Source organism: Roseimicrobium gellanilyticum, from assembly GCF_003315205.1.
Classification (GTDB): Bacteria; Verrucomicrobiota; Verrucomicrobiia; order Verrucomicrobiales; family Verrucomicrobiaceae; genus Roseimicrobium; species Roseimicrobium gellanilyticum.
This window is the reverse complement of the sequence record NZ_QNRR01000001.1, coordinates 981,904-995,779: the sequence shown is the minus strand read 5'-3', so window position 1 is coordinate 995,779 and position 13,876 is coordinate 981,904. Positions and strand designations below refer to the sequence as shown.

Sequence of the window (13,876 nt, the reverse complement as noted above, 5' to 3'; positions counted from 1 at the left end):
TGACAGCTAGTCCCCACCACCGCAGCCACCACACCCGCCTCCGCCGCAGCCGCCCCCACCGCACCCACTGCTGCCACAGCCAGAGCCACAACCACCGGAGGAAGCGTTGTTACTGCGCTGGAGCGCGTAATGGAGGTCATAGTAGCCGGGCCAGTTCAGCCCGGGCACACCCACCAGCGCAACGGCCAGCGGCACCATGAGAGGATCCTGTGGCTCATACGGATGCTTCAGCTTCTCCTTCATGGCCCTCTCCATCGGCTTGAAGCGCTCCCACATGGCCTCGCCGTCCGCCGTCCGACGCCGCAACGTCGCCAGCCTCACGATGGTCACCATCAAGGTGACCGCGAGCGAGATGATGAGGAAGTCCACGGGCGCGCCCCGGCCCAGACCCACCATGAGCTTGGTAACACCTGTCACGAGCAATGCCACAAAGGGCAGCGCCGCCAGCAACAGGAGACCAGCACGCTGTCCGCTGGAAGCCACCAGCCCCTTTTCCACCAGCCTGTCACGGAGCTGGTTCATGGAGGGCCGCAGCACCTTGCGCACGTCCTTCACGTTGGCATCTGCGGAAGCGGGCAGCGCGCAAAGCACAGCATACTCCACATCATTGGTGACCGGCTGGGAGGGATTCAGCACCCGTTGCAGGCCCGAGTCCCCCTTGTTGCCATTGGAGATCTTCACCAAACCACGTCCGTGCAGCGCTGCCAGCGCGGCATCTACTGCCCGTACCCCACCTCCACCAAGGAAGGCAATCTCATACGGGTCCGTGAGCATGTCATCAGATGGCCACGCCCTGCCTCGCGCCACCTTCACCAGCAAGAACGAGGTCGCCAGGGCCGTGATGAACGCCATCCAATAGAAGCCCAGAAATTCCTTCCCTCGCCACTCGAAGACATTGAGCGACTCCGAGCAACTCGCCATCAGGGTGGTGACCAGGGCAATTCCCATCACCGCCGCCACCCGGAGGGGGCGCAGCCTTGCCACGAATCGCGGCTTCGGCAGGAGCCAGTGGCGCGTCATGTCCACCCAGCGACCGTCGTGAGGCCCGAAGCGCTCGCTCACGGTCGGCCAGATGTCCTCCGGAGGCGCATGGCCGAACCAGCGCGTGTAGCTCTGCAGCGTGCGCGCGTACTGGTCCCGGAACTTCGCGCCCTCGTCGATCCCGCCAGCGGTGGGCTCGTGGTGCAGCGGCCTGCCCAGCACCCTCGCGCACAGCTCGTCCCAATAGGAACGGGTGTACACCAGGTGCAGGTGCCAGGCTTGGTCCACCTCCTCTGAGGGAGTGACCGGATGCCCCGCCTTCATGGCGAGGAAGAGGAACCGGAGATACTCGGAGCTCACGCGCTGCGCGTAAGGCCGCCTCCAACCGTTTTCCCTGGCCAACCGTGCGGAGAAGTCCTGCACGGCGTCCCGCCGGTTTAGCGGGAAGGTTTCCAACTTCTGCCAGAGTTCTGTTTCTGCAGCCGGCGCCCTGCCACTGCCCATCTTGTTTTCTACTTCGTTATTCAACGAGGGCACAGTATCGCTCACTTGCCCACCTCGGCAAGGGCTCCATGGAGCAAACTTGGTGACAACCTTGTCACAATGCCCCTCTGGCGGGCCAAAGCAGCCCGGTTTGCACTGATTTCTTTGCGGGGGTTTTCTGTTTGTTATTCCCTCGCCCGGCAGGCGGAGTGAAGGGCTTGGTGCCCGATTGGATGTCCGGGTCCACTGTGTTCTTCTGCGGCGCGCCCGGTGTGCTGCGGCCATCCGCCACCTGCTTCTCCAGAAGCTTCGTCAGCTTCGCGACGATATCAGGGTGCTGTGCCTCAATGTTGTTCTTCTCGCCCACATCCTTGCTCAGATCGAAGAGCTGGATGCGAGGCGCGTCCTGGGGTTCCTTGCCAGGACGCGGATCACTCCAACCCGCGGACCCCGGTGCCAGACAGAGCTTCCAGTTTCCCTGCCGGATGGAGAACGAACCCTGGATGGAATGGTGTACGATGGTATCACGCACCGGTTCCTTGCCGCCCTTCAGCGCAGGCAGGAAGCTCACGCTGTCCTCCGCGGCATTGTCCGGCAGCTTCACTCCCAGCGCATCCGCACACGTGGCCATGAAGTCGAGCAGGCAAACCGGCTGATCATACACCCCGCCGCCCTTCACCACGGCAGGCCATTGCACGAGGAAGGGAACACGGTGGCCTCCATCGTAGATGTCCGCCTTCGTACCCCGATAGGCCGCACTGGGATTGTGCCCCTTCGCCAGCAGTGTGGGATAATCCGCGCTGGGTGAGCAACCGTTGTCGCTCGTGACAATCACCATGGTATTCTCCATCACCCCCTGTTGCTTGAGCGCATTCACGATCTGGCCGATGGCATCGTCCGTCTCCATCACGAAATCTGCGTACAAGTTCAATCCGCTCTTTCCCTGCCACTCCTTGGAAGGAAGGATGGGTGTATGCGGTGAGTTCAGCGGCAGGTAGAGGAAGAAGGGCTTGCCGACCTTGCCTTCCCCTGCCGCGGATTCGTTGATGAACTGCACCGCCTTCTTTGTGAGTGTTGGCAGCACATCCTCGCCTTTGAAGCCGGGTGAACCAGGGCCCTCTCGAGTGTAAGTCTGCTGCGGGCCGCCCTTGTTCATCGCCAGCTTCATGGTTTCGGTGGGCACGACGGTCACGCGGTCGTTCTCGATGAAGCAATACGGCACCATGTCCAGCGAGGCACTGATGCCAAAGTAGTAGTCAAAACCCACACTGGTCGGGCCGTTCTTGATGGGCTGGGCATAGTCCACGTTGTTCACCTGATCCGCTGATTCGATCTTCAGCTCACTGACATCCTTCCCCGGCAGCACCACCCAGTCCATGCCCAGGTGCCACTTACCGATGCAGGCAGTCATGTACCCCTGCTCTTTGAGGAAAGAAGCCGCGGTCATGCGGTCCTTCTCAATCAATCGCGGGCTCAGTCCTCCGAGCACCGCGCTCTGCAGCTTCGAGCGCCAGTTGTACCGGCCCGTCATCACTCCGTAGCGCGTGGGCGTGCAGACAGCAGAGCTGGAGTGCGCGTCCGTGAATTTCATCCCACGCTCCGCAATGGCATCCATGTGCGGCGTGGCGATCTTGCCCTCGGGGTTGTAGCACTTCACATCACCTGTGCCGAGGTCATCGCAAAGAATGAAGACGACATTGGGCTTGGTCGCCGCCTGCCCCTGCAAGGACAGGCAGAAGACCGCGAGCAGAGTAAGGAAGAGGCGCGTGATCATGACAGGGAGACGGTACGAGGTGCGATGAGAACGTGTGCGCGTGGGAACGAGGCGGGAGTCACCCGATTTTCACGAATCGTCCGACTTCTGCGACGGCAGCCTGACCTCCAAATCCGGGATTGAAGACTCATGCAGCCTGCCAGTTCCCACTTTTATGAAGGGACTGAATGCCAAGGCACTGCTTGCCACGCTGCGCTCCACCCGCTACAACAGCCGTGCATGGTCAGCATCAGCATCCGGCATGTCACGAAGAAGTTCGGCTCCACCCTGGCGCTGAATGACGTATCGCTGGACATTCCCCGCGGCGAGCTCTTCTTCCTCCTGGGCCCGAGCGGCTGTGGCAAGACCACGCTCCTGCGGCACATCGCAGGCTTCCACACGCCGGATAGGGGGCAGATCCTCTTCGATGGTGAGGACGTGAGCCATGTGCCGCCGCACAAGCGCGGCGCGGCCATGATGTTCCAAAGCTACGCCCTCTGGCCACACATGACCGTGGCTGAGAACGTCGCCTTCGGTCTTGAAGAACGGAAGCGGCCCAAGGAGGAAATCGACGACCGCGTGGAGGAGGCGCTGGAACTCGTGAAAATGGACGGCCTGGAGCAGCGCCGCATCCAGCAACTCAGCGGCGGGCAGCAGCAGCGCGTGGCCCTGGCACGAGCACTCGTGGTGCGCCCCAGCGTGCTGATGCTCGATGAACCTCTCTCCAACCTTGATGCGAAGCTGCGTATCGAGATGCGCTCGGAAATCCGCCGCATCTGCAAGGAGTTTGGCCTCACTGCCATCTACGTGACGCACGATCAGAAGGAAGCACTCAGCATGGCCGACCGTGTGGCCATCCTGGATGCGGGCAAGGTCGCACAGGTCGGCACGCCCATGACTGTGTATCGGCATCCCGTAAGCCCCATGGTCGCCAGCTTCATTGGCGAAACGAACCTCATCGAAGGGGTGGTGAAACAGGCCAGCTATCGCGATGGTCTCTGGGATGTGCAAACCGCTTGTGGTCTGCTGCGCGGCAGACCCGGCACCGACTGGACACCTGTAGCCGGCCAACCTGTGATGCTCAGCATCCGCCCTGAGGCCCTAACCCTGCAGTCCCTACGCGACACGCCAAACAAGTTCTACGGAAACATCATCGAGACCACCTATCTTGGTGAGCAAGTGCAGTATGAATTCGCCCTGCGCGACGGCACCCCCCTCCGCGTGGCCGAGATGAATCCCGACTCCATCCTCGATCCAGGCGCGGAGGAGATTCAGGTCATGGCAAGCACGGAAGACGTGCTGTTGTTGAGGCGGTGAGAAAGCAGACAAAAAAACGCCGGGTGCTCATCGCAACCCGGCGTTTTCGATTCAATCAGTTATCAGTTCGCCTCACACTTAGTGCGTGAAGTAGAACTCCTTCGCATTCAGCAGTGCCCAGAAGAGGTCTTCCAGTACGGCCTGCTTGGTGTCGGTGGTTTCGGAGAGGGCCTTGTTAATGGCGGCGAGTTCCTTCTCATTCGGCTTGCGACCGAAGGCGCGGAGATAGATTTCGTTCACGATATCCGCCTCCGTCTTGTTCTCCTTGAGCATCTTCGGGATGAGGCCACCCTGGCGGATGCGGTCGTTCACCGCGTCACCATTCATCAGGTGCAGTGCCTGGGACAAGGTGGGTTCCATTTTCACCTCGCAGGAGCACACGGACTCACGCTTGGCGCGGCCGAAGGTGGTGAGGAAATAGTTCGACACAGCACCGTCCGCGATCTGCACCGCGCGGGCACCGAGGGGCAGGCCCTGGAACTTGTTCTTCGTCTCAGTCACCTGGGAGATGGCGTCCAGCAGCACCTCTGCACGCACGCGGCGCACCGTGGAGTGCGAGAAGTTCCGCTTGTCCGACTCGTTGCTGTCATTCACCTGCGATGTGCGCTGATAGGTATGTGAAAGCACGATGTCACGGATGAGCTTGCGGAAGTCGTAGTTGTAGCCCGTCAGACGGTTGGAGAGTTCCTCCATCAGTTCAGGATTCGAGGGCGGGTTGGAGATGCGCACATCATCCACTGGCTCCACGATGCCCACGCCGAAGAAGTGGGCCCACACGATGTTGGAAATGTTGCGGGCGAAGTACGGATTGTCAGGGGAAGCCATCCACTTGGCCATCACGGCACGGCGGTCTTCGCCGGGCTTGATCTCCGGTGTGTTGCCACCCAGGAACTTGGGCTTCATCACGGCCTTCGTCAGGAACTGGCGTGCTTCGCCACCCTTGCTGTTGTACACCACCACTTCCTGCGGATCGTCCGTCTGCTTGCGGCCAATCTGCATGAAGAAGGCCTGGAAGCCATAGTAGTCATCCATGGTCCAGCGGTCGAAAGGATGGTTGTGACACTGGGCGCACTGGATGCGCATGCCCATGAACACCTGGGCCACGTTTTCCGTGAGCTTCAGCGGGTCGAGCTCCATCTGGTAGAAATTCACCGCCGGGCTGGAGACCGTACCACCCGTGCTGCCCAGGAGTTCGATCACGATCTCGTTGAGCGGCATGTTCTTGCCGATGCGCTCAGCGAGCCAGTTGTAGTAGAGAAGCGCGTTCTTGTAGAAGGGAGGACGGTTGTTGTTCAGACCCGAGCGAATCTGAAGCAGTTCGGCCCACTTCATCACCCACATTTCGGTGAACTCCTTGCGCTGCAGGAGATTGTCCACCAGAGCAGTGCGCTTCTCAGGATTGCTGTCCGCGAGGAAGGTCTTCACTTCATCCGGTGTGGGATACATGCCCACGAGGTCAATGTAGAGGCGGCGCACATACTCCTCATCGCCGGCGATGGAAGAGGGGAAGATACGGAGTTTATCCAGCTTGTTGTTGACCAGCGTATCGATGTAGTTGGCTTCAGCCAGCTTGGGACGCTCGTACTTCAAACCATCGGGGATCACAATCACCTGGGAGACAATGGAGAACACATCGAAGCGAGCGAGGACGAAGGCCTCACCACGGTCGCCGGAAGTCACGAGCCCCCCCTTGGTCACTGCTGCGGTCGGGTCATTGTTCGAGCTGAAGATCACCAGATCCGTCACGTCGCGGTCCGTACCATCCGAGTACTTCGCACGCACGGTGATCTGCTGCTTGGCGCCCTTGCCCTCGAGGACGGTCTGCGTGGGATAGATTTCCACCCCGGTGACCTTGGCCACGTCAGCCTTGTCATCGGGAGTGCCCTTCTGGATCCACTCCAGCAACGTGTTGTAATACTGGGAGTCCTTCTGGAAGGCGTCATTGCCCGTGTGAGGCACTGCACCGATGGACTTCTCCAGGATGGTGCTCTCCTCGGGGATGGCAAGATTCACACGGCGGCCCACCATCTCGCGGGTGATGCGATTGTAGTCACCCGCAGGGTCGAAGCCGAAGAGGGAAAGCTGGAAGCCATCCTTGCCACGCGCAGCACCATGGCAACCGCCCTGGTTGCACCCGCTGCGAAGGAACACAGGCATCACATCCAGGCGGAAGGAAACCTCACGATCCGTCTGGGCACCCTTCACCTCCACAGGCGCCTTCACCACCTGGCTGCCAATCGTGGCGACCAGCTCAGTCTTTCCGTCCGCGCCGGGCTTCAGCATGTTGCCTTCAATCTTGGCAATCTTGTCGTCCGCCAGTTTGAGATTGGCGAACTGAGTCACGTCCTGCGTGGTCGCGTCCGCGAACTTGGCCTGCACCACCACGCGATTGAAGTCGCGCTTGGTTTCCAGCGTGTAGCTATCCGGGAGAATCTTCACTTCCGTCACCGTGGGAAGCTTTCTCTGGAAATCGGCGAGTGCCTTCAGCTCTTCCGCGCTGCGATGGCGGAGCGCCAGCCCTTGCGGCCAGTTTGCGCCTTCGGCGATCCAGCGCTTCAACACATCGACCTCCTGAGGCTTCAGCGGACCACCCTTGGGGGGCATGATTTCGTCATGGCCTTCCGGCAGCACGATGCGCTTGATGAGCTCGCTTTCGTCAGGCTTTCCTGCCACGTAACCCGGACCCGTGTCACCACCCTTCAGCAGGTTGGCCTGGGTATCCATGAGCAGCTTGCCCTTCACCTTGGCAGGGTTGTGGCACTCGAGGCACTTCGTCTCCAGCAGGGTCTGCACGTCCCGGGTGAAATCCACCGGTCCGGAGGGAGCAGGAGGTTGCGCAAAGGCCGAGCCGGCGAGCGAGAGGCTCGCAACGAGGCCGACTCCAAAGGTATGGCGCAGGGTGAGGTGTTTCATGGTGACTTGGGGGGCGGGGCGGTTGCTGGTGAGGGCGGGGAGATATACGGCTGAGAGAAAGGGAAAATTCGGCCAAACGAACTATCGTTTCAGGCATCAATCGCTGTGAGTGAGCGGGTTACGCAGGACGGCGCTTTGACGATGCACATTTGCAATTCCCTCATAATCAATAGTTTACTTTTTCGCCTGCGCTTCCGCGCGGAGCTGCTCAAGACGGGAGAGCGGCTTCGGAGCGGCGGGAGCGGCGGGCTTGGCTTCACCGGGCTTGGTATTGGCGGCCACGGCAGGAGCAGCGGGGGCAGCGGCAGGTGCGGGACGGGGCTTGTCGATACGCAGAGTGGAACCCACGGCGATGCGATGGGTAGTGAGGCCACCATCCACAGGCACCTTCACCATCACGAAGAGGTTGCCCTGCTTGCCGACGGGGGACTTCTCGTTCGTCTTCACCTTGAAGCTCACTTCCTTGGTGTCCTTGTTGATCTTCGCGGACTCAATCGTGATGGTGTCCGGCACGCCCACGACCTCCGCCTGAGCGTCGCCATTGAAGGCCTGGACGCCATCCAGCTTGCAGGTGAGCTCGGTCTCCTTCCCCTGCTCCACGGCAGCGAGCGCCATGGCGGGTGCAGTCATGAAGGCAGGAACGGTAGTCACTTCGCAGAAGGGAGAGGCATTGTACACGCGACCGTTGCCAGCCTCGGCTTCACCCATCACCACGAAGTTCCACTTGCCGGCAGCCACGTTGGCATTCGCATCCAGCGTGAAGGAGCACTCATTCTGACCTTCGGCGATGGTGGCTTCACCCAGGGAGCTGATGCCCGGAGGCTTCCACATCATGAACACGCGGATGGGCGCCTTGAAGCCTTCCTTGCGTTTCGCCACGACCTTGAGGTCCATGAGACCCTGCGCCACAAGAGGCACGGCAGGCTTCACGATTTCCAGCGAGTAGGGAGCCTCCTCCACGGCGGCGATTGGCAACTGGTCTTCGATCTCCGAGTAGTAGCGCACGTTGCCGGAGCGCACCATGTCGAACTCCTGGCGAAGCTTGCCGACGGTCTTCACTGCAGGGTCCACGGAGGTCAGCTTGATGGGCACCGCAACCCCACCCAGCGGAGCATCCGCTGCGGCCTCGAACACGAGCGGCGTGTTCGGCAGGTTGCCAGGCATCACATCGTTCAGCAACTTCACGCCCGGAGGCAGATTCGGAACGGTCCACTTGTAGTCACCCGAGACGTTGTTGCGCGAAATATTCACCAAAGTGGCATAGCGACCACCACGAGGCACGGGAACGAACTGGCGCAGGTGCGTGTCATTCACGCTGTACTCCGGCGAGGAGAAGGCCAGCTCAGGCTCGGAGGCCACCACTTCCAGACGGTAGACAAACGTGGGGCCGCCACGCTCCAAGTGGTCGGTCACACGGATGAAGTAGTTGCCGTCCGCGGGGATGTTCACCGTGAGCTTGCTGTCCAGACGACGCAGACCACCGCCATCGTCGTTGTTGCCGAGGGAGCCACCCTTTTCATTCAAGATCCCAATCACCGGATCGAGAGGCGAGCCCAGGGTCTGCGCGTAGCAGCGCAGGTCGAGGCGCATGCCCTTCTTGAGCGGAATCTTGAAGAAGTCCACATCCTTGGCCTCGCTGATGATGCCGTTCAAGGCGATGGGGTCACCGGCAGAGGTCGTCGCCGTGGCGATGTCGTTGTTGGGCTCGGCTTCCAGGGTGTTGTCGAAAGCAGACACACGGAAGGGATTGCCGGAGGGCGGCGCGCCTTGGGACTTTGGCAGGAGCATGTAACGCTCGTCTGTATCAGCAGGAAGCTTTACATCTTCCTCGAAACTCTCACCAGTGCTGTCAATGAAGCGCACCTTCGTGGTCGAGCCAATCTTGCCACCGGAGGGATACACAGCTTCCGGACGGCGGAAGTTGCCAATGTGCAGCCGGTAGTAGTTGTTTCCAGCGCCGCGGTAGGAGGACTCGCGGACCATGATGGTGTAGTCACCGTCTTCAGGAGCGGTCATCGTGAGGAATCCGTCCTGGCGATGCAGGATGGTGTCATCCGAGTTCGCGACTTCGAATCGGTCCTTGTTCAGCACGGCGATGTACGGGTCGAAGACCACATAACCGAGGCGGAGGCCATCCACTTCCAGGCTGAGGCGCTCTCCCTTCTTCAGGGTGACCTTGTAGTAGTCGACGTCTTCATTCGTCACCAAGCCTTCCACGGTGGTGTTCAGCGTGGCGGGCTGGGGCACCTCAAAGTCATTGTTGGGCTCCTTTTCCTCGGCGTTTGGGAACTGGCCCACAAAGAAAGGGCGCATGTGCGAAATGCCGGACTTGGTGCGCACGCGCATCATGTAGTAGCCCGGCGGGATGTCCGCACCCACGCCGAGCGTGAGTTCCACCTTGTTCTTCTCCACCTTGTCCACGGACTTCTGGGTGAATCCGGGGGACATGAAGATCATGCCCTCGAAGTCGTCCAGACGCTCACCAGTGATGGTGACTTTGGCATCGGTGCCGCGCTGGGCGCCATTCGGCTTCATCGTGCTGAAGCCGGGATAGGCAGCCGTAGCAGTGCCAGCCAGAGCGAGCAGGCAGGCGGCGGGGGTCGCCAGTTTGGGAAAACGCAGGAAGTTCATGGGGGTGGGACGGACGGATGAGCTAAAGCGGGGGCAAACCAATGTGTTCAGCACGCCTGAACCGCCGCCCGGTGGAGGGACGACGAGGGGACAGACCACTTGCCAGAAAGGCGGTGCCGGCACGGGCCAGACCGCCTTTCCAGAAAATCAGTTCACGCATGCGAAAGAGCGGAGCCTTACGCGAGCAACTCGTTCATGATGCGGCCACCATTCACGATGTCGATCGGGCGGGCGCCATCGGACATGATGCGCTTCTCACCATTGATGCCGAGCTGACGGTACATCGTCATGGCGAGGTCCTGCGGGCTGACGGCATCGCGGTCAGGCTCACCACCCAGCGCGTCGGACGCGCCGTGGATGTAGCCCTTCTTGAAGCCACCGCCGGCGAGGGCGACGGAGAACACGCGCGGCCAGTGGTCGCGACCGTTGGTGCCGTTGATTTTCGGCGTACGACCGAACTCGGAGCTCACCATCACCAGGGTGCGGTCGAGCATGCCGCGCTCTTCGAGGTCCGTGATCAAACGGGCGAAAGCCTGGTCGAAGTTCGGAGCCTGGCCATCGAAAGCGTTCTTGATGTTCGAGTGGTGGTCCCAGCCACCGTAGTTCACGGACACCATGCGGACGCCGGCTTCCACGAGGCGGCGGGCCAGCAGGAAGCGCTGACCGGCGGTGTTGCGGCCGTATTCGTCGCGAAGCTTGTCGGCTTCCTTGTTCAGGTCGAAGGCTTCACGGGCCTTCTGGCTGCTGATGAGGCCGTAAGCAGCATCATAGAAGCTGTCCATCGCATTGATGGAGTCAGACTTCTCGATGCTCTTGAAGTGCTCATCTACAGTGCCCAGCAGCGAGCGGCGACGATCGAAACGATTGCCTTCCATGCCCTTCGGGGTGAGGAGGTCGCGCACGGTGAAGTTCTTGTCCGCCGGGTCACTGCCGAGGGCGAAGGGACCGTAGGCGCTGCTCATGTAGCCGGTGCCCTGCTCAGGGGCGATGACGCTCGGCACCACCACGTAGGGAGGCAGATTGTTGCGGGAACCCTGCTCGTGGGAAATCACGCTGCCGAAGCTCGGGAACTTGATGGCCGGGCTCGGCTTGTAACCCGTGAACATATTGTGCGTGCCGCGCTCATGGGCCGCCTCACCGTGGGTCATCGAGCGGATGACGGTGAGCTTGTTCATGATCTTGGCGATGTTCACAAACTTCTCGCCCACATACTCACCCGCGATGCTGGTCTTGATGGGGGTGTAAGGTCCACGATAGTCGGGAGCGGCGAAGGGCTTCGGGTCCCACGATTCCTGGTGCGCCATGCCGCCAGGAAGGTAGATGTGAATGATGGAGTCCGCGATGGGCTTGAAGGCCTCAACCTCAGGCATTGCCGGATTGATGGATGCCGCCGCCTGAAGCTTGAGCAGGTTCGGCAGAGTCAGGCCGAGACCGCCGGCCATCCCGACGTACATGAAGTCACGGCGGCTGACGCCTGAGCGCAGGTCGAGGTGATTGCCTTGGCAGATGGGGTGCATTTTCATGGCAGGAGAGAGCTGAGGGGTCCGGAAGGACGGGTTGCTGGGAGCGGTGCTGAGCAGGGTGTCTTTTTCTGAGCTTGGAGGGAGTAAATCCCACCAGACAAACCTACGGCCCTTAGAGACTCTTCTTTCTAGGGGTATTCATAAAATCGCAAAAATTTGTCCAAAAGTCAGCCGGATGGGTGTTGAGGGCACCGCCATCACCTTTTCGTCATCCCAGACTTTGGGACGTTCATTGCTCTTCACCACTTCTCAGGGCAGGATACGTCTCGAAGAACGGCGGCAACTTCTCGAAGGTGCATGCCCGCCACCCCTCATGCTGAACCAGCCAGTAGATGGCCAGGGTGAACCCCTTTCTGTAGGTACTTCCGGTGAAGGCATGAGCCTCCGCATTTAACACGGATTCTGGGAAGGACTCGATGCGGTACTTGGTAACATTTTTCGGGTCCAGAGTGATGAGACCTGCAATCGCATACAGTTTCACCTCAAGATTCTTCGACTGCTCAGCCATGGGCGCGAGTACTTCCACAGCCTTGGGGTCATAGCGGGTGATGACCGTGAGGGCCCAAGCCCCTTCCGTGGGCAGATTACGCTCCCCTATGCCGCAAGAGGCAAACACCTTGGCCCGCCGAATGATGGAGTAGGCCTTATTGATGATCTTCTTCGCATCCTCACCTCCCTGGCGGAGGATTGCCTCCTCTGAAGGCATTGTGGCATGCAGCCCCGGCCTGAGGGACCCGAGCAGCAGCAGGAGGATGATGAAGGCGAAAAGGCGGCGGGGCATTCAACAAAGGTAACTGACGAGCCTGAAAGCTGTCCATGGCGTATTGAGGCGCTGGGCTCTCAAAGGAGGTCAACCTGACTGCACCACGCTCCCAACTCCCGTGGTGACACTGCGGACATTTTTCCCTACGCTCTCCAGAAACCACTCCCCGTCCCAATCCTGCGCCCATGCATGCCGCACGATCTCTGACCTGCCTCCTGACTGCGGGAGTTTTTGTGCTCAGCGGCTTCCCGGTCGGAGTGAGGGCATCCGATGAAACCAAGCCGAAGACCTTTCCCGAAAAGGTAACTGAGCTCTTCAAGGGTGACTGGACGGAGTTTCATATCGCCAGCGCTCTGCTCACCGACTACGGACGAGCGCACATGACAGGGGTGGTCCTGAGTCGCGCGGCACCGGGAAAGCCCATCACCTGCCGGAGTACTCACGAAAAGCCCGGTAACAACAAGCCCGTGGATGACGCGCTGCTCAAGAGCCTGGAGGAACACCTCCTCAAGACAGCCACCGCCGTTCACGCGAGCGTCACGCCCTTGGAACATCTCCATCGACTCACTCCCGAGCAGCAGCGCAAGGCAATACAGGATGGATTAGAGGTGGGACCAACCGATTTCGAGGGATTGGTTGTATGGGCAGAGACGCCCAAAGGAAGGATCGTTCTCGGGGATGCAGATGCTGACCATGGTCGTGCGTGTGACCCCTTGGAGGAATTCTTGGAAAAACACTTCGGCTCGAAAGGCCTCGATGTGGAAAACTCTGAGATAAAAGAGAAGTTGGGACACGACCCTTTTGAGAAGCTATAAGCTTCGTTCATCACCCTTGCACGACGACTCCTTTCTCCCAATCCGGGCATCCGCCGTAAACTTCCACGTGCTCCGGGATGCCTCGGGCCTGTATCTCATTGATGCCGGCTTTATCGGCGGCATCACGCAGCTGAAGCGCGCGCTGCGCCAGCACGGTTGGGAGAATGAGCCCATTCGGGGCATCATTCTCACCCACGGCCATCTGGATCACATTCTCAACGTGGCACCGCTCGTGAAGGAAACGGGTGCCTGGGTGGCGGCTCCGCGCCTGGATGCCGAGCACTACGCAGGAACGCCGAAGTACACCGGCTGGTCCCATGGAGCAGGCATCCTCGAAGCCATGGGCCGTCCCCTCCTCCGCTTCCAATCTTTCACGCCGGACCGCTGGATTGATGACGGTGATACGCTCGATGTCTGGTGCGGTCTTCGTGCGGTGCATCTTCCTGGCCATACACATGGACATACAGGATGGTATTGCGAAACACGGAAGCTCCTCTTCACCGCGGACCTTTTCGCCAGCTATGGTCCGCTCTCTCATTTCCCGCCGCGCATCCTGAACTCCTGTCCGGAACTCATGCGAGGCAGTGTGGAGAAAGCGCTGTCTCTCGATCTCCAGGGCGTTCTGCCCAATCACGGAAATGCAGCCAGCCCGGAAGCGCATTTGTCCAGACTGCGCAGGCTCGCCGGTCGCGCCTGA

Annotated in this window: 9 protein-coding genes; 3 read left to right on the top strand and 6 right to left on the bottom strand. The window is 60.5% G+C overall.

From position 1 onward, the window contains the following. Positions 1-6: 6 nt before the first annotated feature. Entirely contained in the window at positions 7-1,509 is a 1,503-nt protein-coding gene (locus DES53_RS32760) for a TIGR04222 domain-containing membrane protein (RefSeq protein WP_211325436.1), read from the bottom strand. A gap of 70 nt (positions 1,510-1,579) precedes the next feature. Beyond that, entirely contained in the window at positions 1,580-3,238 is a 1,659-nt protein-coding gene (locus DES53_RS04065) for a sulfatase family protein (RefSeq protein ID WP_113956900.1), read from the bottom strand. Between the two features lie 219 nt (positions 3,239-3,457). Between DES53_RS04065 and DES53_RS04060 the strand changes: the two genes are divergently transcribed. Further along, positions 3,458-4,534, top strand: coding sequence for an ABC transporter ATP-binding protein (locus DES53_RS04060; RefSeq protein WP_113956899.1), 1,077 nt, complete (start codon positions 3,458-3,460; stop codon positions 4,532-4,534). Between the two features lie 78 nt (positions 4,535-4,612). On the opposite strand, the gene DES53_RS04055 is transcribed toward DES53_RS04060, so the two are convergent. The 4 genes from DES53_RS04055 to DES53_RS04040 form a co-directional block, all read right to left on the bottom strand. Next, positions 4,613-7,447 (bottom strand): PSD1 and planctomycete cytochrome C domain-containing protein, encoded by a 2,835-nt coding sequence (locus DES53_RS04055; protein WP_113956898.1) that lies wholly within the window; start codon positions 7,445-7,447, stop codon positions 4,613-4,615. A 174-nt stretch (positions 7,448-7,621) separates the two neighbouring features. Continuing rightward, a complete protein-coding gene (locus DES53_RS04050; protein WP_113956897.1) occupies positions 7,622-10,078 on the bottom strand; it encodes a PPC domain-containing protein in 2,457 nt (818 codons plus the stop codon). Positions 10,079-10,254: 176 nt separating this feature from the next. Continuing rightward, positions 10,255-11,601: a DUF1501 domain-containing protein gene (locus tag DES53_RS04045; protein ID WP_113956896.1), complete on the bottom strand. Its 1,347-nt coding sequence runs from the start codon at positions 11,599-11,601 to the stop codon at positions 10,255-10,257. A gap of 229 nt (positions 11,602-11,830) precedes the next feature. Beyond that, positions 11,831-12,382: a hypothetical protein gene (locus DES53_RS04040; protein WP_113956895.1), complete on the bottom strand. Its 552-nt coding sequence runs from the start codon at positions 12,380-12,382 to the stop codon at positions 11,831-11,833. A 167-nt stretch (positions 12,383-12,549) separates the two neighbouring features. Here DES53_RS04040 and DES53_RS04035 point away from each other — a divergent pair, with 167 nt between their 5' ends. Both DES53_RS04035 and DES53_RS04030 read left to right on the top strand, forming a co-directional pair. After that, positions 12,550-13,179 carry a hypothetical protein gene (locus DES53_RS04035; protein WP_113956894.1) on the top strand — a complete coding sequence of 210 codons (630 nt, stop codon included), beginning with the start codon at positions 12,550-12,552 and terminating at the stop codon, positions 13,177-13,179. Positions 13,180-13,195: 16 nt separating this feature from the next. Next, positions 13,196-13,876 carry an MBL fold metallo-hydrolase gene (locus tag DES53_RS04030; protein WP_170156836.1) on the top strand — a complete coding sequence of 227 codons (681 nt, stop codon included), beginning with the start codon at positions 13,196-13,198 and terminating at the stop codon, positions 13,874-13,876.